This is a genomic window from Parahaemophilus parainfluenzae (assembly GCF_001055095.1).
GTDB classification, from domain to species: Bacteria; Pseudomonadota; Gammaproteobacteria; order Enterobacterales; family Pasteurellaceae; genus Haemophilus_D; species Haemophilus_D parainfluenzae_Z.
The window spans coordinates 152,652-174,276 of the sequence record NZ_JVHG01000023.1 but is presented as its reverse complement, the minus strand read 5'-3'; the positions used below and the strand labels follow the sequence as shown (position 1 = coordinate 174,276).

General features: G+C 39.9%; 19 protein-coding genes and 1 pseudogene. 8 read left to right on the top strand and 12 right to left on the bottom strand.

Going from position 1 to position 21,625, the window contains the following annotated elements; translation table 11 throughout:
* Window positions 1-87: 87 nt before the first annotated feature.
* The 5 genes from waaF (at window position 88) to hslO (ending at window position 5,344) form a co-directional block, all read left to right on the top strand.
* On the top strand, window positions 88-1,131 hold the full coding sequence (gene waaF / locus ADA56_RS06560; protein ID WP_049369883.1) for a lipopolysaccharide heptosyltransferase II: 1,044 nt from the start codon (window positions 88-90) through the stop codon (window positions 1,129-1,131).
* On the top strand, window positions 1,128-2,033 hold the full coding sequence (locus ADA56_RS06555; protein ID WP_049369882.1) for a DMT family transporter: 906 nt from the start codon (window positions 1,128-1,130) through the stop codon (window positions 2,031-2,033). Before waaF ends, ADA56_RS06555 begins: the two co-directional genes overlap by 4 nt.
* Window positions 2,030-2,983 (top strand): lipopolysaccharide heptosyltransferase RfaC, encoded by a 954-nt coding sequence (gene rfaC / locus ADA56_RS06550; protein WP_049369881.1) that lies wholly within the window; start codon window positions 2,030-2,032, stop codon window positions 2,981-2,983. Before ADA56_RS06555 ends, rfaC begins: the two co-directional genes overlap by 4 nt.
* A 165-nt stretch (window positions 2,984-3,148) precedes the next feature.
* Window positions 3,149-4,279 (top strand): porin, encoded by a 1,131-nt coding sequence (locus ADA56_RS06545; protein WP_049369880.1) that lies wholly within the window; start codon window positions 3,149-3,151, stop codon window positions 4,277-4,279.
* Between the two features lie 198 nt (window positions 4,280-4,477).
* Complete coding sequence (gene hslO / locus ADA56_RS06540; RefSeq protein WP_049369879.1) at window positions 4,478-5,344, top strand: Hsp33 family molecular chaperone HslO; 867 nt, start codon at window positions 4,478-4,480, stop codon at window positions 5,342-5,344.
* Between the two features lie 43 nt (window positions 5,345-5,387).
* Here the strand turns inward: hslO and ADA56_RS06535 are convergent, their stop codons facing one another.
* Window positions 5,388-6,212, bottom strand: coding sequence for an alpha/beta hydrolase (locus ADA56_RS06535; RefSeq protein WP_049369934.1), 825 nt, complete (start codon window positions 6,210-6,212; stop codon window positions 5,388-5,390).
* Between the two features lie 256 nt (window positions 6,213-6,468).
* Here ADA56_RS06535 and pckA point away from each other — a divergent pair, with 256 nt between their 5' ends.
* The gene (pckA, locus tag ADA56_RS06530; protein ID WP_049369878.1) at window positions 6,469-8,085 is read left to right on the top strand and encodes a phosphoenolpyruvate carboxykinase (ATP); all 1,617 of its coding nucleotides are present in this window, start codon (window positions 6,469-6,471) and stop codon (window positions 8,083-8,085) included.
* Window positions 8,086-8,177: 92 nt separating this feature from the next.
* Here pckA and ADA56_RS06525 read toward each other — a convergent pair whose 3' ends face one another.
* From ADA56_RS06525 to ADA56_RS06485, 9 genes are all read right to left on the bottom strand, one after another.
* Window positions 8,178-8,453, bottom strand: a complete 276-nt coding sequence (locus ADA56_RS06525; RefSeq protein ID WP_049369877.1) for a hypothetical protein — start codon at window positions 8,451-8,453, stop codon at window positions 8,178-8,180.
* 3 nt (window positions 8,454-8,456) lie between these two features.
* Window positions 8,457-9,698 carry a poly-beta-1,6-N-acetyl-D-glucosamine synthase gene (pgaC, locus tag ADA56_RS06520; protein WP_049369876.1) on the bottom strand — a complete coding sequence of 414 codons (1,242 nt, stop codon included), beginning with the start codon at window positions 9,696-9,698 and terminating at the stop codon, window positions 8,457-8,459.
* Between the two features lie 9 nt (window positions 9,699-9,707).
* On the bottom strand, window positions 9,708-11,624 hold the full coding sequence (gene pgaB / locus ADA56_RS06515) for a poly-beta-1,6-N-acetyl-D-glucosamine N-deacetylase PgaB (RefSeq protein WP_049369875.1): 1,917 nt from the start codon (window positions 11,622-11,624) through the stop codon (window positions 9,708-9,710).
* A 20-nt stretch (window positions 11,625-11,644) separates the two neighbouring features.
* Window positions 11,645-14,062, bottom strand: a complete 2,418-nt coding sequence (pgaA, locus tag ADA56_RS06510) for a poly-beta-1,6 N-acetyl-D-glucosamine export porin PgaA (protein ID WP_049369874.1) — start codon at window positions 14,060-14,062, stop codon at window positions 11,645-11,647.
* Between the two features lie 207 nt (window positions 14,063-14,269).
* Window positions 14,270-15,037 (bottom strand): Fe(3+) dicitrate ABC transporter ATP-binding protein FecE, encoded by a 768-nt coding sequence (gene fecE / locus ADA56_RS06505; protein ID WP_049369873.1) that lies wholly within the window; start codon window positions 15,035-15,037, stop codon window positions 14,270-14,272.
* A complete protein-coding gene (fecD, locus tag ADA56_RS06500; protein ID WP_049369872.1) occupies window positions 15,037-16,020 on the bottom strand; it encodes a Fe(3+) dicitrate ABC transporter permease subunit FecD in 984 nt (327 codons plus the stop codon). The genes fecE and fecD overlap by 1 nt, the downstream gene beginning before the upstream one ends.
* Entirely contained in the window at window positions 16,020-17,009 is a 990-nt protein-coding gene (fecC, locus tag ADA56_RS06495) for an iron-dicitrate ABC transporter permease FecC (RefSeq protein WP_049369871.1), read from the bottom strand. The genes fecD and fecC overlap by 1 nt, the downstream gene beginning before the upstream one ends.
* Window positions 17,009-17,899 carry a Fe(3+) dicitrate ABC transporter substrate-binding protein gene (locus ADA56_RS06490; RefSeq protein WP_049369870.1) on the bottom strand — a complete coding sequence of 297 codons (891 nt, stop codon included), beginning with the start codon at window positions 17,897-17,899 and terminating at the stop codon, window positions 17,009-17,011. The genes fecC and ADA56_RS06490 overlap by 1 nt, the downstream gene beginning before the upstream one ends.
* Window positions 17,900-17,990: 91 nt before the next feature.
* A complete protein-coding gene (locus ADA56_RS06485) occupies window positions 17,991-18,857 on the bottom strand; it encodes a DMT family transporter (protein WP_049369869.1) in 867 nt (288 codons plus the stop codon).
* A 113-nt stretch (window positions 18,858-18,970) separates the two neighbouring features.
* Here ADA56_RS06485 and msrAB point away from each other — a divergent pair, with 113 nt between their 5' ends.
* Both msrAB and ADA56_RS06475 read left to right on the top strand, forming a co-directional pair.
* On the top strand, window positions 18,971-20,032 hold the full coding sequence (msrAB, locus tag ADA56_RS06480) for a bifunctional peptide-methionine (S)-S-oxide reductase MsrA/peptide-methionine (R)-S-oxide reductase MsrB (protein WP_014064283.1): 1,062 nt from the start codon (window positions 18,971-18,973) through the stop codon (window positions 20,030-20,032).
* Between the two features lie 9 nt (window positions 20,033-20,041).
* Entirely contained in the window at window positions 20,042-20,518 is a 477-nt protein-coding gene (locus ADA56_RS06475; protein ID WP_049369868.1) for a redoxin family protein, read from the top strand.
* A gap of 43 nt (window positions 20,519-20,561) precedes the next feature.
* Here ADA56_RS06475 and ADA56_RS06470 read toward each other — a convergent pair whose 3' ends face one another.
* Together ADA56_RS06470 and ADA56_RS06465 are read right to left on the bottom strand one after the other, a co-directional pair.
* A complete protein-coding gene (locus ADA56_RS06470; protein ID WP_049369867.1) occupies window positions 20,562-21,107 on the bottom strand; it encodes a carboxymuconolactone decarboxylase family protein in 546 nt (181 codons plus the stop codon).
* Between the two features lie 117 nt (window positions 21,108-21,224).
* Window positions 21,225-21,593: pseudogene (locus ADA56_RS06465) on the bottom strand (hypothetical protein); the annotation flags it as partial.
* Window positions 21,594-21,625 lie beyond the last annotated feature (32 nt).

Sequence of the window (21,625 nt, the reverse complement as noted above, 5' to 3'; positions counted from 1 at the left end):
AAATAATGTCGTTCAATACTAGAAAATGAATAAAGTGCGGTTAAAATTAGTCTTATTTTTAGCCGCACTTTTGTTATAAGGTCAAGAATGAATATTTTAATTATCGGCCCGTCTTGGGTCGGCGATATGATGATGTCGCACAGTTTGTATCAACAACTCAAACTGCAATATCCCCATTGCCAAATTGATGTGATGGCACCGAATTGGTGTAAACCGCTTTTAGCCCGTATGCCAGAAGTGCGTCATGCCATTGAAATGCCGCTCGGGCACGGCAAGTTTGCCTTATGCGAACGTTATCGTTTAGGTAAAGCATTACGCAATCAATATGATATGGCGATTGTGTTACCAAACTCGTTGAAGTCAGCCTTTATTCCCGCCTTTGCAAAAGTTGCGGTGCGTCGTGGTTGGAAAGGGGAAAGTCGTTATTTCTTGCTTAACGATTTACGCAATAACAAACGTGATTATCCTATGATGGTGCAACGTTATGTAGCGTTAGCCTTTGAGCAAAATGCGGTACCTAAGGCGGACGATATTCCTGTTTTAAAACCTTATTTAACCGTTGACCCAACGCAACAAGCAGAAACCTTAAAAAACTTTGAAAAACAGACCGCACGTTTAGGCAAACGTCCGATTATCGGTTTCTGCCCTGGTGCAGAATTTGGACCAGCTAAACGTTGGCCGCATTATCATTATGCTAAATTGGCTGAAATGTTAATTGAAAAAGGCTATGCGATAGAATTATTTGGTTCACCAAAAGATGTGGATGCAGGCGAGAAAATCCGCAATGCGCTACCAGCAGAACTACAACCATTCTGTTTGAATTTGGCAGGGCAAACGAATCTTAATCAAGCGGTAGATTTAATTGCTAATTGTACCGCAGTGGTAAGCAATGACAGTGGCTTAATGCATATTGCTGCGGCGACAGATCGTCCATTGGTCGCGCTTTATGGCCCAACGAGCCCAACTTATACGCCACCATTATCGGATAAAGCGGTGATTATTCGTTTAATTGAAGGCGATTTAATTAAAGTGCGTAAAAGCACAGATAGTTCGGAAGGGTACCATCAAAGTTTGATTGATATTACACCTGAAATGGCATTAGAAAGATTAGAGGCACTATTAGCAAAATGAACCCTCTCCGCATACACTTACAATTAATCGGAATGGCTATTTTATGGGGTGCATCTTGGCCTTGGGGGAGAGTGGTTGCTCAAGCTATGCCGACGTTTGTTGCGTCCAGTTTACGATTTTTCTTTGCGATTATTCCGCTCATGATTTGGTTATATGCGGCAAATCGCTTTAAATATGCGAAACAACTAAGAGCAAACCAATGGATAGGGTTGTTTGTGACTGCCTTTTTCGGTGTTTTTGCCTATTCCACGTTTTTTATCTGGGGACTGAAATATCTTCCTGCAGGGCAAGCAGCCGTTATTGTGGCAACAAACCCAGTTTTCACGACGCTTTTGGCAATTTTTTTATTTAAAGAAAAATGGAATCGATGGGTAATACTCGGAATGATTATTGCCATGAGTGGATCGCTATTAGCTCTCACAAAAGGAAATTTTTCACAAATGATGGATTCCTTTGGCTTTGGGCAAATATTATTAATTGGGGCGCTAATTTGTTGGGTCGTTTACACCTTATTGGCGAGAAAAGTACTGGCGGGCATTGATTCACTCACCGCGACCACATTATCTTCCATTTTTGGTTTTTTACTGTTATTTATGAGCGCGTTATGCGTTGAAAGTGCAGATGATTGGCTTACGGTATTGAATTTATCTCAAGGTGAGTGGATCAGTTTGCTTGGCCTCGCATTTGGTGCCACAGTATTGGCCTATGCATGGTATTTTGATGGGGTGAAATACTTAGGGGCAGGTAATGCCTCAGCTTATATTATTCTTGTGCCGATTTTAGGGATTTTATTCTCAGCCATTTGGTTGAATGAACAAGTGGATTCATCCTTAATTATTGGGGGTATTTTAGCGGTATCAGGTCTCGGTATTATGCACTGGGGGAGAAGGTTAATTAAATGAAAGTATGCGTGATCAAAACGTCTTCTATGGGCGATGTAATCCATACTTTGCCGGCATTGACTGATGCGCAGCGTGTTATTCCTAATCTCTCCATTGATTGGGTGGTAGAAGAGAATTTTGCCGAAATTCCACGCTGGCATTCTGCCGTGAAGCAAATCATTCCAATTGCCTTAAGACGTTGGCGAAAATCGCCTTTTTCGATTCAGACCAAAAACGAGTGGAAATCTTACCGCACTTTATTGCAAGCCAATCAATATGATGCCGTGATTGATGCACAAGGTCTTTTTAAAAGTGCCTTTTTTGCAACACGCTTAGCTAATGGCATTAAACATGGCTATGATTGCAAAAGTATCCGTGAGCCGATTGCCTCATTTTTCTACGATAAAAAATACACTATTTCCTATCAACAACATGCGGTAGAACGTATTCGCCAACTTTTTGCTCAAGCCTTATCTTATCCATTATCGAAAGAAAAAGGGGATTATGGCATTGCTCGACATTTCATTTCCGCAGATTCTATCGAACCTTATGTGATCTTTTTTCATTCCACGACAAGAGATGAAAAGCATTGGCCAGAACATGAATGGCGAAATTTAATTGAAAAACTGACCGCACTTTCAGTTCAAGTTCGCTTACCTTGGGGAAATGAAAAAGAAAAGGCAAGAGCAGAGCGATTAGCCGTAGGTTTATCTCATGTGGTTGTTTTACCTAAACTTTCATTGAATGAATTGACTTACCAAATAGCCAATGCGAAAGCCGTAGTGTCCGTAGATACAGGGCTTGCTCATTTAACTGCGGCACTGGATAAACCCAATATTACGTTGTATGGTGCAACTGATCCGACCTTAATTGGTTGTTATGGTCAAAATCAGCATTATTTAACCGCTAACTCAATGGAAAAGATTACTTCGGAGCAGGTGTTCTCTAGTCTAAATACATTAATTAAATAGCCTCTAAAATAATTGAAAATGTATTTATCTGGATTGATTTTAGTCAAAATATTGCCTATTTTCTGATAGTTGGCAAAATTTAGGGTTGACCATTTAGGTTGTAGTGTATAAACTGCAAAAAGTTCAATTTTTTAATAAACTTCATTAAATAATAGGGAAAGCGTTATGAAAAAAACACTTCTTGCTTTATCTGTAGCGGCATTAGCAGCAGGAGCAGGTTCTGCACAAGCTTATAACTTCCACATTGACCAAACTGGTACAGATGTTGATTTTTACGGTTCTTTACGTGTTAAATGGGAAAGCACCTCTAACAAAACTAACTATGTAAACGGTGATGTAACTAAAGAGCACATCAATCACGCAGTTGATAACGACAACTCACGTTTCGGTTTCAAATTAAAACAAAGCTTAGGTGGGGATTTCTACGCTTTAGGCCGTGCGGAATGGCGTATGCGTGGTGATGCGCCTTCACAACATGATTTTGACCATGTTTATACTCGCCAACTTTATGCTGGTTTTGGCCACAAACAATTCGGTGAGTTAACTTACGGTAATATGACAACTATTACTGATGAAGTAACACAAAGTGATTTAGCAAATACTTATAGCTTGACTGATGGTTTATTAGAGACTTCAGCTCGTCGTGTAACACAATATGTTTATAATGGTGACTATGGTTCAAATAAAGTGAAATTTGGTGCGTACTACGGCGGTTCAAGCAAACGTAACATCAAAAACGTAGATTTAAAAAATAACCGTAAAAACACTTGGGGTACAGGTCTTATCTTTGATCATGAAATTGATAGTATCCAAAATGTAACTGTCGCAGCAGGTTTCACTCGTGAAATCTCTGAAAATGCTAACAAAACAGCATATTACAGCAATGCTTACGCTTTAGGCTTAGCATATAACTTTGTTCACACTACTTATGGTTTAGACTTTGCTCACAAAGATACTAAAAATAAAGATGGTGCAGGTAACAAAGTAAAAAATAATGAAGTGACCGCAGTAATTCGCCAAGGTTTAAATGAAGACTGGAATGTATATGCAATGTATTCTTACAAAACTGAGAAAACTTTACCTGTAGGTTCTGCATATTCAAAATCAACAGATCGCCAATTCTTAGTGGGTACTGAATACTATGTGTATAATCAAGGTTCATTAAAAGTGAAACCATTCTTAGAATGGCAAGCTACTCGTACTAAATACGAGAATACCTTCGATAAAGACTCAGGTAAACAGCTTGATCGTAGCCGTGACTTCAAAACTGTTATCGGTTTACGTGCATACTGGTAATTTATCAGTTTAATCTTATAAAACGAGCGGATAGTGAAAGCTATCCGCTTTTCTTTTTGGCTTGTAATTTTGATTTTCACCCCCATAATACTGCACAGGCACGAAGTGCGGTAACAAAACGACATCTTTTTTGAACGTTTTAGATTTATTCACAAAATTGACCGCACTTTTTACTCAAAGAATAAATAGGAACAAATAATGAATTATACTCAAGATAATGACAAACTTTACCGTTACCTTTTTCAAAACCGTGCAGTGCGTGGTGAATGGGTGCGATTAAACCAAACTTTTACTGATACCTTGAATACCCATCATTATCCAAAAGCAGTACAAAACTTATTGGGTGAGATGATGGTAGCGACTAATTTGTTGACCGCAACATTAAAATTTAATGGCAATATTACGGTTCAAATTCAAGGTGATGGCCCATTAAAATTAGCCTTAGTTAATGGCAATGATCAACAACAGATCCGTGCATTAGCGCGTTTGCAAGGTGATATTCAAGATGGCATGAGCCTACATGATATGATTGGCAAAGGTGTGTTAGTGATTACAATTGCTCCAACCGAGGGCGAGCGTTATCAAGGCGTTATCGGTTTAGATAAACCAACCATTACGGAATGTTTAGAAGACTATTTTGTTCGTTCAGAACAATTACAAACCCAACTTATTATTCGTACAGGTGAATATGAGGGCAAACCAGTTGCTGCAGGAATGTTGCTACAGACTATGCCAGATGGCCAAGGTACGCCAGAGGATTTTGAGCATTTAACGACCTTAGCAGCAACCGTAAAAGATGATGAGTTATTTGGATTACCTGCAGAAGAGTTGCTTTATCGTTTATATCACGAAGAAGTGGTGGAAGTTTTTGAACCTCAAGCAGTTTCTTTCTTCTGTGGTTGCTCACCAGAGCGTTCTGGGGCAGCATTATTACTGATTCCAGAAGCTGAAATTGAGGAAATTTTAGAAGAACATAAAGGCAGCATTGATATGCAGTGTGAATGTTGTGGCACGCATTACTTCTTCAATAAAGAAGCTATTGATAAACTTAAACAAGCCCAATAAGAAAAATCCCCGTTCATGATAACGGGGATTTTTTTATGCTCTTTTATTGTTGAACTTGTTCCAAGCAATGTTTGATGGCATCCGGAATCGAGCCACCATGATTTTTATTGGGAATAGAAATAAATTCCACGGAATTACCTTGTTTTTCTAATATTTCCGCCAATTGATGCGCATTGATTGTTCGCATTTGTTTCCGTTGATTAATACGCTGTAATTGTTCTTCAGTCATATTCGGATCCTGTTCAGGATGCTCTTCATAATAGCCTAATGTAATCAGAATATGTGATGGTTTTTTGCTAATCCATGGTTCATTTTGAGGTAGAAATGAGCCGTTCCCCCACCAAAGAGAAGGACTTGCCAAGGTGTAATATTGAAATAAATCCGGTTGATGGAAGAGTATGTACAGTCCAAATAACCCACCAAAAGAATGGCCAAAGAAATATTGTTTTTCCTTATTAATATCGAAATGCTGTTCAATATAAGGCTTTACGTCTTGTTGAATAAAGCGTAGAAAATCGGCTGCTTTTCCTCCTTTGGCGAATTCGGTACCTTCTGCAGGGAAAGTGTAGTCTCTCGTGCGTTCTTCAATAACATAAGCTTTATCAGATACATAACCGATACCGACAATAAGCGGGAGAGGTTTATTGGGATTGACAGCATTCACCGCCATTGGAAATTGAGCATTGCCATCTAAGGTGTAAAGTGCGGTCAGTTTTTGAGATGTTTTTGGCGGTACTGCAATAAACAAGCGGTAATGTTTTCCTTCAAAGGTAAAATCTTTTTGTTGAATTTGATACATTTTTTTCATGCTTTCTTGAATAGGTGGAATCTTAAAGTCAGGTTCTGCTTGCGTGCTTTGCGTAAACATCAGCAGACAAAATAAAAAGGGTAAACGCAGAAATGAGAACATAGGTATTGAGTCTTGAGTTGATAATGGTTCTCACTATATCGAAAATATGATGGGTAAATCAACCTTGTTGTATCTCAGCCTCTTAAACCACCTAAAAAGGGGTAGTATTTTCCAATGAATGTTCAAAAATGAGATCTAGTTAACATTTTTTTTTTGACAATTCCCATACAATAAACATAGGAAAAATTTTTAAACTTTAATCAAGAGGTGAACTATGACTGATGTTAAAAACGTAATTAAAGAACTTGAAGCCGTTGGTATTCATGATGTAAAAGAAGTGGTTTATAACCCAAGTTATGAACAACTTTTTGAAGAAGAAACAAAACCAGGCTTAGAAGGTTTTGAAAAAGGGACACTTACCACAACTGGCGCGGTGGCTGTTGATACAGGGATCTTTACCGGTCGTTCACCGAAAGACAAATACATCGTTTTAGATGATACCACAAAAGATACTGTGTGGTGGACTTCTGATGTGGCGAAAAACGATAACAAACCAATGACTCAAGAAACTTGGTCAAGCTTGAAAGGTCTTGTGACTAAACAACTTTCTGGCAAACGTTTATTCGTGGTTGATGGTTTCTGTGGCGCAAGTGAACAAGACCGTATCGCAGTGCGTATTGTGACTGAAGTAGCATGGCAAGCACACTTTGTGAAAAATATGTTCATTCGTCCGACAGAAGAACAATTAAAAACCTTTAAACCAGATTTCGTGGTGATGAATGGTTCTAAATGTACCAACCCGAACTGGAAAGAACAAGGTTTGAACTCTGAAAACTTCGTTGCATTTAACTTAACTGAGCGTATTCAATTAATCGGTGGTACTTGGTACGGCGGTGAAATGAAGAAAGGTATGTTCTCAATGATGAACTACTTCCTACCACTTAAAGGTGTAGGTGCAATGCACTGTTCTGCTAACGTAGGTAAAGACGGTGATGTAGCAATCTTCTTCGGTTTATCAGGTACAGGTAAAACCACACTTTCTACCGATCCAAAACGTGAATTAATCGGTGATGATGAGCACGGTTGGGATGATGTAGGTATCTTCAACTTTGAAGGTGGTTGCTACGCGAAAACTATCCATCTTTCTGAAGAAAATGAGCCAGATATCTACCGTGCAATCCGTCGTGATGCATTATTAGAAAACGTCGTGGTTCGTGCAGATGGTTCAGTTGATTTCGATGATGGTTCTAAAACAGAAAATACTCGTGTGTCTTACCCAATTTATCACATTGACAATATTGTTAAACCGGTGTCTCGCGCAGGTCACGCAACGAAAGTCATTTTCTTAACTGCGGATGCATTCGGTGTATTACCGCCAGTGTCTAAATTGACACCAGAGCAAACCAAATACTACTTCTTATCTGGTTTCACTGCTAAATTAGCCGGTACAGAGCGTGGTATTACTGAACCAACTCCAACCTTCTCAGCATGTTTCGGTGCAGCGTTCTTAACTCTCCACCCAACACAATATGCTCAAGTGTTAGTTAAACGTATGCAAGCTGCTGGTGCAGAAGCGTATTTAGTTAATACTGGTTGGAATGGTACAGGTAAACGTATCTCAATCAAAGATACTCGTGGTATTATCGATGCAATCTTAGATGGTTCTATCGAAAAAGCAGAAATGGGCGAGTTACCAATCTTTAATTTAGCGATTCCAAAAGCATTACCAGGTGTAGATCCAGCGATCTTAGACCCACGTGATACTTACGCTGACAAAGCACAATGGCAAGCTAAAGCTGAAGATCTTGCAGGTCGTTTCGTGAAAAACTTCGAAAAATATGCGACTAATGCAGAAGGTAAAGCACTTATCGCAGCTGGTCCAAAAGCTTAATTAGATTAGTATCTAGTTAAAATATCGATAAAAAATAACCGCACTTTGATTTATAAACCAAAGTGCGGTTTTATATTAAGATTATTTGCGAGTTATTCTTTTGCTACGGTAAGAATAGACCAAATATAAGCCAATATAACCAATACCGCAGAAACAGAAAACATGATGCTTATCACATCAACGAAAAAGAAACTTTCCAGAATCGGTTTAGTGAAGATGCGTTCTGCATATCTCGCGACAAAAGTGATGATATAAGCCCATAACCCCCAGGTGATTATATCGAGTACAAAGCTTTTGGCTTTAATCAGCAAGGGAAGGCTGCTACCTTTATTAATTACCATCAATTGTTGTAAAGTGGCGGTTGCCATTGTTTAAACTCCTCTGTCAGGGCTTGTCCAGACAGCTAGCTTGGACTTGTTTCTAAAAATCGCTTTTGGGATTCCAATGAGTAACGTTACAGTATTGAGTAACCAATAAACGTAGGGATACCAAATGCAAGAAATTCCATATTGGATCAATCCTTTTTCATAACGAGAGTCGATGTATAAGCTCAAGAGACACTGTAAGAAGAAGGAAAAAAACATGATCGAGATATTTGTTTCAAACAATTCCATGTTTTGAATGCCTATACCCAAAGTAATCTTGCGGTATAGTGCAAGCGCAACCAGTGTAACCAATAAGATTGCCCAAGTTGCGGTAATGAAATATTCTGCATACATAGGCCATAGGCGACGGTTTTTCCAGCGCCAGACCTGTGGGAAATATTTGAGGATGGTTTCTGCACCACCCTGTGCCCAACGCAAGCGTTGTTTATATAATCCGCGCAGGCTTTCGGGCATTAATACCCAACATAAGGCACGGGGTTCATACATGATGTTGTAACCGGCCGTTTGAATTTTCCAGCTGACATCAATGTCTTCCGTGATCATATTGGTGCTCCAGCCACCAATTTCTTCCATCACATCTTTGCGGAATAGACAACATACGCCGGATACCGTGAAGATCGTTCCCATCAAGCTTTGAGCTCGTTTGATTAAACCGATAATGGAGCTAAATTCAGACACTTGTAAACGTCCCAAGATAGTACTGCGGTTACGTACGCGTGGGTTGCCAGTAACAGCACCATAAGCACGGTTTAATTCGAGGGATTGCACCATGTAGTCGATCGCATCGAAATCTAATACGGCATCACCATCAATACAGGCTACATATTCACCTTTAGCAACTAACAAACCATGATTTAATGCGCTGGCTTTACCTTGGTTTTCTTGGTGAAGCGCCACGATGTGCTCATCAGCTTTTGCCCAACGATCAATAATTTCACCCGTGTTATCTTTACTGCCATCATTGATAAAGATCAGCTCATAGTTTGGGTATCGAAGTTGAAGCAAGTAAGGAATAGCTTCATCTAAGTTGTCCCCTTCGTTGTAGCAAGGCACCATAATGCTGACCATTGGCACGCGTTCTTTGGGCATTTGTTGGAAAGTTGGTTGCCCAAGTTTTCCTTCCATAAAAAGGTAATAACACAAACTTGCCGTCACCCAATATATTGCCATTCCAGCAGGATACATGAATACGAAAATACTCACTGCTTCTAAGAATTGTTGGTTCATGATCAATCCTTATTTTTTTCCTGCATTCGTATTTACAGAAAAATACGGTTTCATTTTGTTCAGATCCGGCTGATTAGTTAAAAAGTTATCTGGATAGTAGCCATAGCTATAAATATGATTTTTTTGTAATAGCATCATCCAATCAATCAATTCGGATTCAGGAATTGGCTTTTGAGTTCGCCAATTCACCGCTTGGAATTCAAATAAGACTTTATCTAATGGTGCTTGGGCTTTCACATTTTCAATGAGAGAGGCAAACCATTGATAGGCTTCTTCTTGTGAAATCGGCTGCTCATTTTCCATGTATGGCATCGCCATAATGGCCGTCGTGTCGTAATTGTCAGTGAGCGTTTTTAAGTTTTGTGCCAACCATTCTTCTGCATTGGGATTGGTGATCACTGATGCATAAAGATTACGAGCCGTTTTAAGAGAATATGAACCACGCAAGAAATAAGGTTTTAACGCATCAGTGAGTTGATGGGTTAATTGGATTAAATCTTGTGTTTTTTGTTTTGCTTGTGGGCTAACTATGCCTTCAGCGTGATTGCCTTCTGCGCCTTCAAAATCGGTTAGGAACGCATCATCATGGAATAAAATGCCATTAAATTTGGCGTAGAATGACAAATCGTTATAAATGGATTTAATGATTTCAACATTCTGTTTGTTATAAGGTGAAAGGCGTAAATAAGCCTTTGTTGAAGGCTTGCCCGTGCGGCTATCAATGACATATTCTGCCTCTTTTACGCTTTTGCGTAAATCAAAGGCGAGTACAGGCATCCAGGCGTAGACTTTTACGCCTGCGCGTGTTTGTAATTGCCAAGCAATTCGGCCAAAAATATCATCTCGTACAGGAAGATATTTATTGGGGAAATACAAGGCATCGGCTACACCATCCCCATCAGGATCGGAGAAAGCTTGAAGATAAACTGTCGTCACACCATAGCGATAGATGCGGTCGATTAACTTATCAAGGTTTTTGGCTTGCTGAGCTTTATCCGCATCATAGACATAATCTAAATCAACATGCAGTACTCGTTGAATTTGTTTGCTTTCATCAATGCCATCAAGATAGTTTTTAACGGTATTTAGATCGGTTTCTGCATTAAGTAATAAGCGTCCAATATGTTTATCGCCAACTTTATTGATGATTTTTTCACCTAATGAGAAATAGTGTGGCATTCCTGCTTGTCGTGTAAGTTGCACAGCAACATCATTAAATTGTCCATAAGGCCACACCATTACACGTGGTTTCTTACCGATATGATTGACTAACGTTTGAACAGAACGAGCAAAATCAGATTTCAATCTGTTTTTGTAGGCATCTTCTGTTTCATATTTTCCATTTTTATATTCAGGCGCAATCACTGAGGGTAATTGGCCACCAGATGGGTTAGCATTAATACCGTTATGAAGATTATGAGTATGTGAGGCTACTTCAACGAGCCCACTTTGTTCCATTTCTTTGACTTGCGACCAAGTGGCAAAAACAGAACGATCTAGCATTTTATCGGCATAAGCGATTTTTTGATTTGCCGGTGTATCCAACCAGCCTGTCACTGGCGCAAAAACAGCAGGGTAGTGATAGGCCTTTAATAGAGGGAAGACCACGTTATACATGGTCTCATAGCCATCGTCGAAGCTTAGCAATACCGCATTATCAGGCAATGTGTCTTTACCATTTTCAGCATCGATAACTTGCTGCCAACTGATTACGTTGTATCCGTTTTCTTTTAGCCAATTAAAATGTTTAATTAACGTTTGGGCTGAAATCGTTTGAGGAAAATAATGTTTTTGATTTTCAGCCGCACTTTCATCTACCACAGAGTGATAAGCTAATACGCCATAACGATCTTGCGCAAAGGCAAAAGCCGAAAAAAGGGAAAGCGTGCAAATAATTATTCTTGCAAAATGTTTTAGAGATTTCATAAGGTTATACCGTTAAGTATTTAATAATAAATAGAAAAGTTTAAATTTCCGAAATTGTTGAATTCAGCACTGCCGTCGTAAATATTCTTTTTACGACCAATTTCATAAGACACGCCAAATTTTTTACCAATACGCCATTGGTGTCCGTAACTTATCGACCACATTTTTTCTCGACTGAGTTCTGCCTGTTTATAAGCGCCCACACTGGCTTTCAGGTGATGATTTAAGACTAAGCCATAATTAAGTGGTTGGTAGTAACTTAAATCCGCACCGAATTCCAAGCTTGTCGCTTTTGATGGGTTGTAATATTCAGCAGAATCAATGGTTTTATTTTTGCTGTAATCGACTCTGAAATTGTTGGTGAGCGCCCAACGATCATGTTTGAATGTATTGAGATTCAACCAGAAATTGGCTTCTTTTCTTAAGTTGCCGTCATCAAATTTCATGATTCTACCACCTAGTCCGGCTTGGAAAATATCGGAATAGGAATACGTGGTATGGAAACCAATATCTTTGGTATACACACCTTTATTGACGGCTTTAACTGGGATGCCACTACCATTAATATTGGCATCTAAATTAAATGACCAGTGTTGGTTGAGGGTATAATTTGCCTCTGTAGAGAAATAGGCTTTATCATTAAGCTTAATACCTTTTCCGGTTTCCATTTTCACTTGGAGTGGATAGAAATTGAGCTCAGTTCCTACACCAATTCGGCGAGAAATAAGGCTTTCTTTGTCATAAGGGGAGCGAGTTTCTAAGTAATGAACGTAGAGATCGTGACCATTTGCTGTTTTAGGTGTATAAATCGCATAATCTTGACTACTTTCATTGCTATAACTTATTGGTGAGGTGCGATGCTGTAAGCCGACACTCCCTACAATTTTGCCAGAACGTGCTTGTTCGTAATGGCTTATGAGGGATTGTGCTGACTGACGTTGTTTTTCATTCATTGCATCAATTGTTTTTGAAACTGTTGGTAAATCATTTTGACTTAAGGCAGTTTCAGCTAGGTTATTGCGTGCTTCTTGCTGATCATTTTTACTCAAAAAATAACCGGCTTTTTCGGCCCATAATTTGGCATCATCATAGTTGCCGCGATTTCGCTCAAGTTCTGCTTTTTGCAACATAACCCATGGGTCACCTGGCGTTTTATTAAATAGACGATCATCAATCAGTTGCTGAGCTAATTTGCTGTTACCACGCCATAAGGCTAAACGTGCCAAACCAAAATAGCGAGAATCGTAGCCTGGATTTGTGATTTTTGATGTTCGGGTATAGTCATTGATATAAATATTTGAATTCATACGCTCTAAATATTGTTGCGCCAATTCAAATTTGCCTGCATCGCTTGCGGAGAGAGAGAGTTTATGAAGTAAACCATCACTCACCGCAAGTTTATTGTTTAAGGCTTGCTGTTCAATTGCTTGATAAATTGCTAATGCTTTGTGTGGTGAGCCTTTTGCCGCCCAGTAATCACCAAAGGCTTCTTCTAAATACGCAGGCACATTAGGTTGAGCCTGTAATGTATTGAAGTCATCCTCTATTTCATCAAATTTATTCAAGCGAACACCCATCACAAAACGATCTTGCAATGTTTGTTGATACAAAGGATGCTCAGGATTAATTTTGGCTAAAAGTGCGGTCAATTCTTCAAATGATTTTTCTTGTTGTGTAGGCGTTGTCGCATTTTTTGAAGAGGTAATTGTCTTACCATGCTCAAACCACATCATGTCTTTTTGATTGAATTGATCAGGATAGGCTTTTTGTAATTTCTCTTGTAATGGTTGAAGGTTGTATTTCGATGCTAAACGATACAACTCTCTCATTAAGGTGATATTTTTTGGATTTTGTTCTAACTGACGTTGCCAACGGCCAAGTTTAGCCATGTCGGGTTCGGTAAAATCAAGTAAATAACTTTCTGCATCAAGATAGGCGTTATCTTGTCCAAAACGTTTTTTATAAACACTCAGTGCATTTTTTGCCGCATTGTAGTTTTTGGTTTCTGTGAAAGCTAATGCGCCACCAAGCCAGCCATTTGGATTATCAGGGTATTGCTTTTGCAATTGGGAATAGAATGCAATGGCACGATCGTATTGTTTTTCATTTCGAGCGGCTTTGCCTAAATTTTCGAGTTCATTTTGGGAAAATTGCGCTGGTGCGCAGCTTTCGCAAAGTGAAAGTGCTTTAGCGGATTGATTCGTCCTCAGATAGAGTGTAATTAAATCATCGCGCACTTTCACATCGTGCGTCCTCTTAAATAAGGCCTCAAGTTTTGGAATAGCTTGATTTAATTGGGTATCTCCTTGACGAGAGAAAATGATGATATTTTCTCGTTCGGTATCAATAGAGGAATTTTGGGCATAGGCAACCTGTACTACTGAGGTACTGACACCTACTAATAGCACAGCCTTAAAGACATGGGATAGAGATTTCATTTTTTAGTTCCACTATATTTAATAATAATTATCTAGTGCTTCGTTATTTCAGACAGTGTAAAGAAGTGTAAGTTTTGCAAAGTGGTCGGATCTCTTTGCGGGCAATGGAAAATATTAATTGCGTATGAACGCAGGTGTTTTAGATAGAAAAATAGGCGTTTTAGTAAAATAAAACGCCTATTTGATATTTAGAGAAGTGATTGAAAGTTATTTCAAAATAAACATCGGTGTGTTACTGATAGGATCACGATGAATGATGACATCCAAATCAAACACATCCTTCAGCAACTCTTCGGTCATGACCTCATCAGGTGTGCCTTGTGCCATCACTGCACCTTTTTTCATCACGACTAAATAATCGCAATAGCGGCAGGCTTGGTTGAGATCATGCAACACCGTAATCACAGTTTTACCGTTTTGTTGCATTTGTCGCATCATGCCCATGAGTTCTGCTTGGCGGTTTAAATCCAGATAAGTGGTAGGCTCATCGAGTAGCACTAATTCGGCATCTTGCGCAAGAGTCATGGCTAAAAATACCCGTTGTTGCTGGCCACCGGATAAATCGGAAACTAACTGCTCGGCGAGTTCGGTAGTTTGTGTTTGCGCCATCGCCCAATTAACCAATTCTTCATCTTTTTGGCTGAGTTTGCCCCAGAGATTTAAGTAAGGCGAACGCCCGTAGGCGATCAATTCCCGCACTTTAATCCCTTCGGGTACCAGGTGTTGCTGCGGGAGAAAAGCCAATTCTTGGGCATATTCTTTAGGGGTTTTTTGCCAAATGTCCTTGCCTTTATGGGTGATTGAGCCTTGCTTTGGTTTGAGCAAGCGAGCCACCGCTTTTAATGTGGTGGACTTACCGCAACCATTTGGGCCGATTAATGCAATCACTTTATTTCTCGGGAATTTTAGCGACAGATTTTTAACCACGAGTTTATCTTGATAACCTAAAGATAAATTATTGATTTCAATGCTCATTATTTAGTTCTCATCAATAAGTAGAAGAAATATGGCGCACCGATAATCGCGGTCAGAATACCTGCCGGCAGTTCAGTTGGTGGGTCAATCACCCGCGCCAAAATATCCGAAAGTTGTAATAAGAGGGCGCCAATAATCAAGGCTGCCGGTAATAGGGTGCGATGTCTGCCACCGACTAAACGACGGGCAAGATGCGGCGCAACTAAGCCTAAAAAGGCAATCGGACCACAAATTGCCACAGCTGTAGTGGAAAGAGCTACCGCTAACACTAAAACGCTAATTTGCACTTTATTTACGGTTACGCCCAGGGTGGAGGCTTTGTTTTCACCTAAACCAAGGGTATCGAGATCGCGACAGAAAATAAATGGCAAGGGCAGCAATACCACTAACCATGGCAATACCACATTTAAATAAGACCAGCTGCGCCCCCACAGGCTTCCTGTGAGCCATAACATAGCCGTGTTGATCTCGACCGGATTGGTAAGCATCAGATAATGACTAATGGCTGCCCATAATGCGGAAAGTGCGACCCCAATGATTGCCATTTTGATAGGGCGGAAGTTAAAACCGCACACGATCCATAAAATGACAAAAGAGAGCACGCCGCCTAAAAAGGCAAAAATTGGCATCCAGTAAAATGCTAAGTTTGGCAAGAACATCAATACCGAAACAGCAACCAACCCAGCCGCGTTGTTAATCCCTAAAATGTCGGGAGAGGCAAGTGGATTGCGCACCACGCTTTGCACTAACACACCAGAAATTGCTAAGGCTCCGCCTAATAAAATCGCTAATACTGCACGGGGTAGGCGATATTCCATCAAGGTAAAATAGTTTTTATCATCAGGCTGAAAGGCCGCCCAAATTTCCTCAAAGGAAAGCGTATAAGTGCCAAGGCGAATACTCAATCCAAAGAGTAGTACTATCATACTGAGCGTGATGACATAAAAGCCGATAGCGTGAAAAGATACATGAGAGGTTCGCATTAGTGTCTTCCTCTGGCAAATAATACAAAGACTGGGGCACCGATTAAGGCAAGTACCGCACCAGCAGGCACTTCACTAGGGAAATTAACCGCGCGGGCAATGGTATCTGCAGCGAGCATTAAAATTGCGCCGAGTAACATTGCCATAGGGAGCGATTTTCGCAAGTCATAACCAATCCAATAGCGGGCAAGATGGGGCACGAGTAAGCCAATAAAGGCAACTGGGCCAGCAACACTCACGCTTGAGCCCACAATCAATAACGCCATGATGTTAGCGTACCAACGTAAACGAAAGAGATTGATGCCTAGGGAACGAGCGGATTCATCGCTTAAATTGAGTAAATTCAAACGACTGGCAAAAAACAGGCAGAAAAGTGCGGTCAAAATAAAGAACGGAAATAACGTCAATAATTCATTCCAACGAGCATGTGCAATGCCGCCAGCTAGCCAACTCATAATACCGAAGGCATGATCTTCCGCGATAATGAGCACCAATTTCGTGAGCGCGGCACAAAGTAGTGATACGGCAATCCCCGCTAAAATCACTCGGCTACGATCTCCACTGTTGTCTTTCCAACCATTGCTGATCAGCATTACCACAAACCAACTCAGACCGCCACCGATACTGGCCACTAAGGCAATGCTATAACCAGAAAGAATCAAGGGGCTAAACGCACTGGCGGTTACCATGGAAAGACTGGCTCCCGAGTTTACGCTGAGTAGCGTAGGCGAGGCTAGTGGATTGCGCGTAATGGTTTGTAACAACGCCCCCGCCACCGCAAGATTGGCACCTAAAATCATGCCAACTAATGCGCGCGGTAAGCGTAAATCGGTTACCGTAATTTTGGCAATTTCATCGCCATCGGGGAGGAGCGCTTGTAAAGCTGCAAGCGGTCGAATTTCGATGGGATAATACAAAAACAGGCTTCCCCATAATAGGAAAGCCAGAATAATAAGGGGAAGTCCCCAACGGAAAGTAGACTTCATCATTATTTTTGTTTCACGAAACCTTCAATTTGTTTTGCCATAATTTTGCTCGCTTCTAAGCCACGACCGCGAGCCCACATGTCGGCGTCAACGCTGTAAACATGATTCGCTTTTACGGCAGGAATGGCTTTCCAAAGTGGCTCGGCTTCCCATTTGCGCGCAATACTTTCATCACGATAATGGGCGATGAACAAGTATTCCGGTTTTTCCATTACTAATTGTTCAAGGTTGATTTCTACGAAAGCTTGATCACTATTGAGTTTAGTTGGGGCAAAACCTAATGTCGTTAAGAAACTACCCACATAGCCATTGTCATTTTGGATATTAAATTTATCTTCTCGGGAAGTACCAAATGAGGCTTTTTTGCCTTGTACACCTAGATTTTTTGCAATGTTGGCAATGTAATCATTATGTTCATTGATCTTCGCTTTCATTTCGCTACTTTTACCGACTAAATCACCAATTTTTTGTGCGGTTTCAAGATTTTCTTGGTAGCTTTCATGACGAGAATCGAACATCACTGTTGGCGCAATTTTTTTCAATTCTTCAAACACCGCTGTGTGACGGGAAGGATCGGCAATAATTAAATCGGGTTTGAGGGAAGCAATCACTTCAAGACTCGGTTGAGAACGCGTGCCAACGGATTGCCATGCAGCAATTTTTTCGCGCACTTGCGGCAAAATACGATCGACGTTGTTGTCGTCAGCCACACCCACTGGGCTAACACCGACTTGGGCTAACGCATCCACAAAAGAATATTCCAATGCCACAACACGGCTTGGGGTTTTATCAAGGGTAAATTCACCTTTCGCATCTTTAACCGTCACGGCGCTAGCGAATGCGGATACCATTAATAATGCAGAAGCTAAAGTGGTTTTTAATAATTTTTTCATATTGTGTCCTCAATAATAAAAAGCATTTGGATTATACACTCAAATAATGTTGTTGAGAATAGTTATATTTTATCTATTTGGTCGGACTTCTCTATTTTGCCCGCATTCTAGCAAGCAAGCTGACAGCGATAATGATGACTAATGAACCAATCCAGAAATTTAGGCTTGGTACGTTATCCCAGAAGAGCCAGTCACAGATACTGGAAAAAATGACGCCAGTAAAAGCAAAAGGCGTAATGACATTGGCAGGGGCGTATTTAAAGGCGCGAGTGAGTAATAATTGGAAAATAAGACCGAATCCGCCTACCAAAAGCAGTAATGCAAATCCATGTAATGTTGGCATTTTCCACTGTGCGATGAAAAAGAGTGGTAATAAAATCGAGCCTAATAAGTGAAAGTAAAACACGATATTTTTAGGTGAGTTGTGTTTATTGAGCTCTTGTAAGCTGATAAATGCCATGGCTGCTAGCATAGCAGCACCTAACGCATAGCCTACATGGATAGGGTTGATATTCATTGATCCGTTGGTCAGCATAATGATGGATACACCGATAAAACCCATAAAACTACAAGCTAATACTTTTAATGGTGTTCTGACTTTAAAGAAAAACAGCAATAAAGGCACAAAAAGTGAGGACGTATTCATCAATAAAGTCGCAATGGAAATTGGTAAATATTTAATCGCGTAAAAGGTTAACAACATACTGGCAATGCCGGCGAGATTACGCAAAACGAGAAACTTCCATTGCGACATATCAACTTTGAAATCGCCATCTTTAATTAAAAAGGGCAGGAGAAACACAAAACCAATAAAAAAACGGGAAAATAAAATTTCGCTGGACGGTAATTCATCAGAGGCGTATTTTACAAATACGCCCATTAAGGCAATGCTGATGTAAGCTAACACCATACAAACAACAGCTTTTTGATAATTATTGCGGAGATGTATGTTTGGCATAAGGGTTCCTTGCATAAAGTGCGGTAAAAAATTGCCTTATTTTGTAAGAAAATGGGCTTCTCTTCGTCTAATGAAATGTAATCTGAAGATATTTTCTATAATAAGGAAAGAAAATGAAATATACAAAAACATTTCTCATATTGACCGCACTTTTTGGCGGTTTGCAAAGTAGTTTAACGTATGCTGATCACACAGAATCATCAAAGGAGCAAAAAATGACAATGGAAAGTAAACAAGAACAACAAATTATTTATCTTGCCGGTGGTTGTTTTTGGGGACTAGAAGCTTATATGGAAAGAATTCAAGGCGTGACTGATGCCGTTTCTGGTTATGCCAATGGAAAAGGTGATACCACTAACTACCAATTATTGCATGCGACAGATCATGCGGAAACGGTGAAAGTCACTTACGATCCAAATAAAATTTCGTTAGATAAATTACTGCAATATTATTTCCGCGTTATCGACCCAACCAGTATCAATAAGCAAGGCAATGATCGTGGCAGACAGTATCGCACCGGCATTTATTATCAAAATGAACAAGATAAAGCGGTTATTGAGGCAGCATTGAAAACCTTACAAAGCAAATATCAAGAACCGATTCAAATTGAAGTAGAACCGCTGAAAAATTATGTAGAGGCGGAAGAGTATCATCAGGATTATCTCAAGAAAAACCCGAATGGCTATTGTCATATTGACATCAAAAAAGCGGATGAGCCATTAATTGATGATAAAAAATACCCAAAACCAAGTGATGCAGAATTAAAGCAAAAATTGACCGCACTTCAATATGACGTGACACAAGGCAAACATACCGAACGCTCTTTTAGTAACGAATATTGGGATAATTTCGCGCCTGGTATTTATGTGGATATTACTACGGGAGAACCGTTATTTTCTTCCAAAGATAAGTTTGAATCGGGCTGTGGCTGGCCAAGCTTTACTAAACCGATTGCCGCTGAAGTGGCGGAGTATCAAAGAGATAATAGCTTTAATATGACTCGCATAGAGGTGTTAAGTCGCAGTGGTCATGCTCATTTAGGGCATGTGTTTGACGATGGTCCACGCGATAAAGGTGGTTTACGTTATTGCATTAACAGTGCATCGATTAAGTTTATTCCATTAGATGAAATGGAAAAACAAGGCTATGGTGATTTGATTCCCTTTGTGAAATAAGAGGAAAAAATGAGAAAAATATTGACCGCACTTTTATTGTTTTTGAGTCCATTGAGTTTTGCACAAGAGAAGGTGTCTTTGGCGGATATCCCCTTGAAGACATTGGATAATCAAACCGTCTCTTTATCACAATATCAAGGCAAACCGCTTTATATCAAAATGTGGGCATCCTGGTGTCCAATTTGCTTAGCAGGCTTAGCGGAAATTGATGATCTCAGTGCTGAAAAGAATCTTGATTTTAATGTGATTACGATTGCCTCACCTGGACAAAAGAACGAACAAAATAGCCAAAAATTTATCAATTGGTATAAAGGCTTGGACTATAAAAATATCACTGTATTATTGGATGAAAATGGGGAAATTATTAAACGTGCTAATGTGTTAGGCTATCCGTTTAATTTGCTATTGGATAAGGATTTAAATCTTATCAAAGCGCAGCCAGGTCATTTGAATTCAGATCAAATTAAACAATTTGTGAAGGAATAAAAAAGTGCGGTCATTTTTGACCGCACTTTTTATATTGGCTTGATTATGCAAATGCCTGTAATTCAGGGTTGATTGGGGTTTCAGCAATGTTGTTCACATAGTTACATAATGTGGCGAGGCTAACCCCTAAAATCACATCAATGGCATTTTCTTGGGTATAACCCGCATCAAAGAAGACTTTAAGTTGTGCTTCGGTTAATTTTGCTTTTTGTAAAATCACAGCAAGAGTGAAGCGCGCTAAAGTATCGAGTTTTTTATCGCTTTCAATACGAGCAGTGGCACGAATTTGGTTTACAAGCTCTTCTTCAAGTTTTAACACTTTTAAAGAAATTTTCGTGTGGCCTGCTACACAGAAACCACAACCGTTAACTACAGCCGCAGTAATTTGCACCACTTCGCGTTCTGTTGCGGTTAGGCTGTTACGACCATTAATACCGCCCACTGTGCGATAAGTTTCAAGTGCAGTAGGGGCATTCGCAAGAACACCAATTAAATTTGGAATAAACCCATTGGCATTTTGGACGGCTTTTAAAGCTTCTTGTGCGGCTTCAGGGGCTGATTCAATAGTGTGAATTTTAAATTGAGACATAAACTACTCCTAAGGGATAACTCATAAATTTCCGTTTGATAATACCTTTCTAACTTAAGTAAGAAAAAGAAGAAAAGCTTATTTCATATAGCTAAAAGTTATATTTTGGCGTCGCTAGGCTAAATGCGTTTTAACGACAGACAGTAATCTCTCCAACTCTTTTTTGCCTTTTTCGGAAAGGACTTTGTTGTCGAGCAACATTTGGGTGGCACGAGCTTCAATAAAGCGAAGGTAATCACTGTTTTGGGTTTCTTGGAATTGCTTTTCGGCTAATTGCATTTCGGTGAAGTCTTTATTGGTTTGAGCAATCAGCATTTTTTGACCGATTAACACAATCAGTGCCGCAATTAAGGCGATGACGGCACCATAGCCATTGGTAGGATAATAAAGAATGCCCGCCAGAACAAAAAGTGCGGTCACTAAATTGGATGAATTTTTAATATAGCCTTCAGCCGGTGGTGGCTTAATGAGATCTTTCCAGTTCATAGGATTTATATGTCATGCTAAAAAATTTGCCT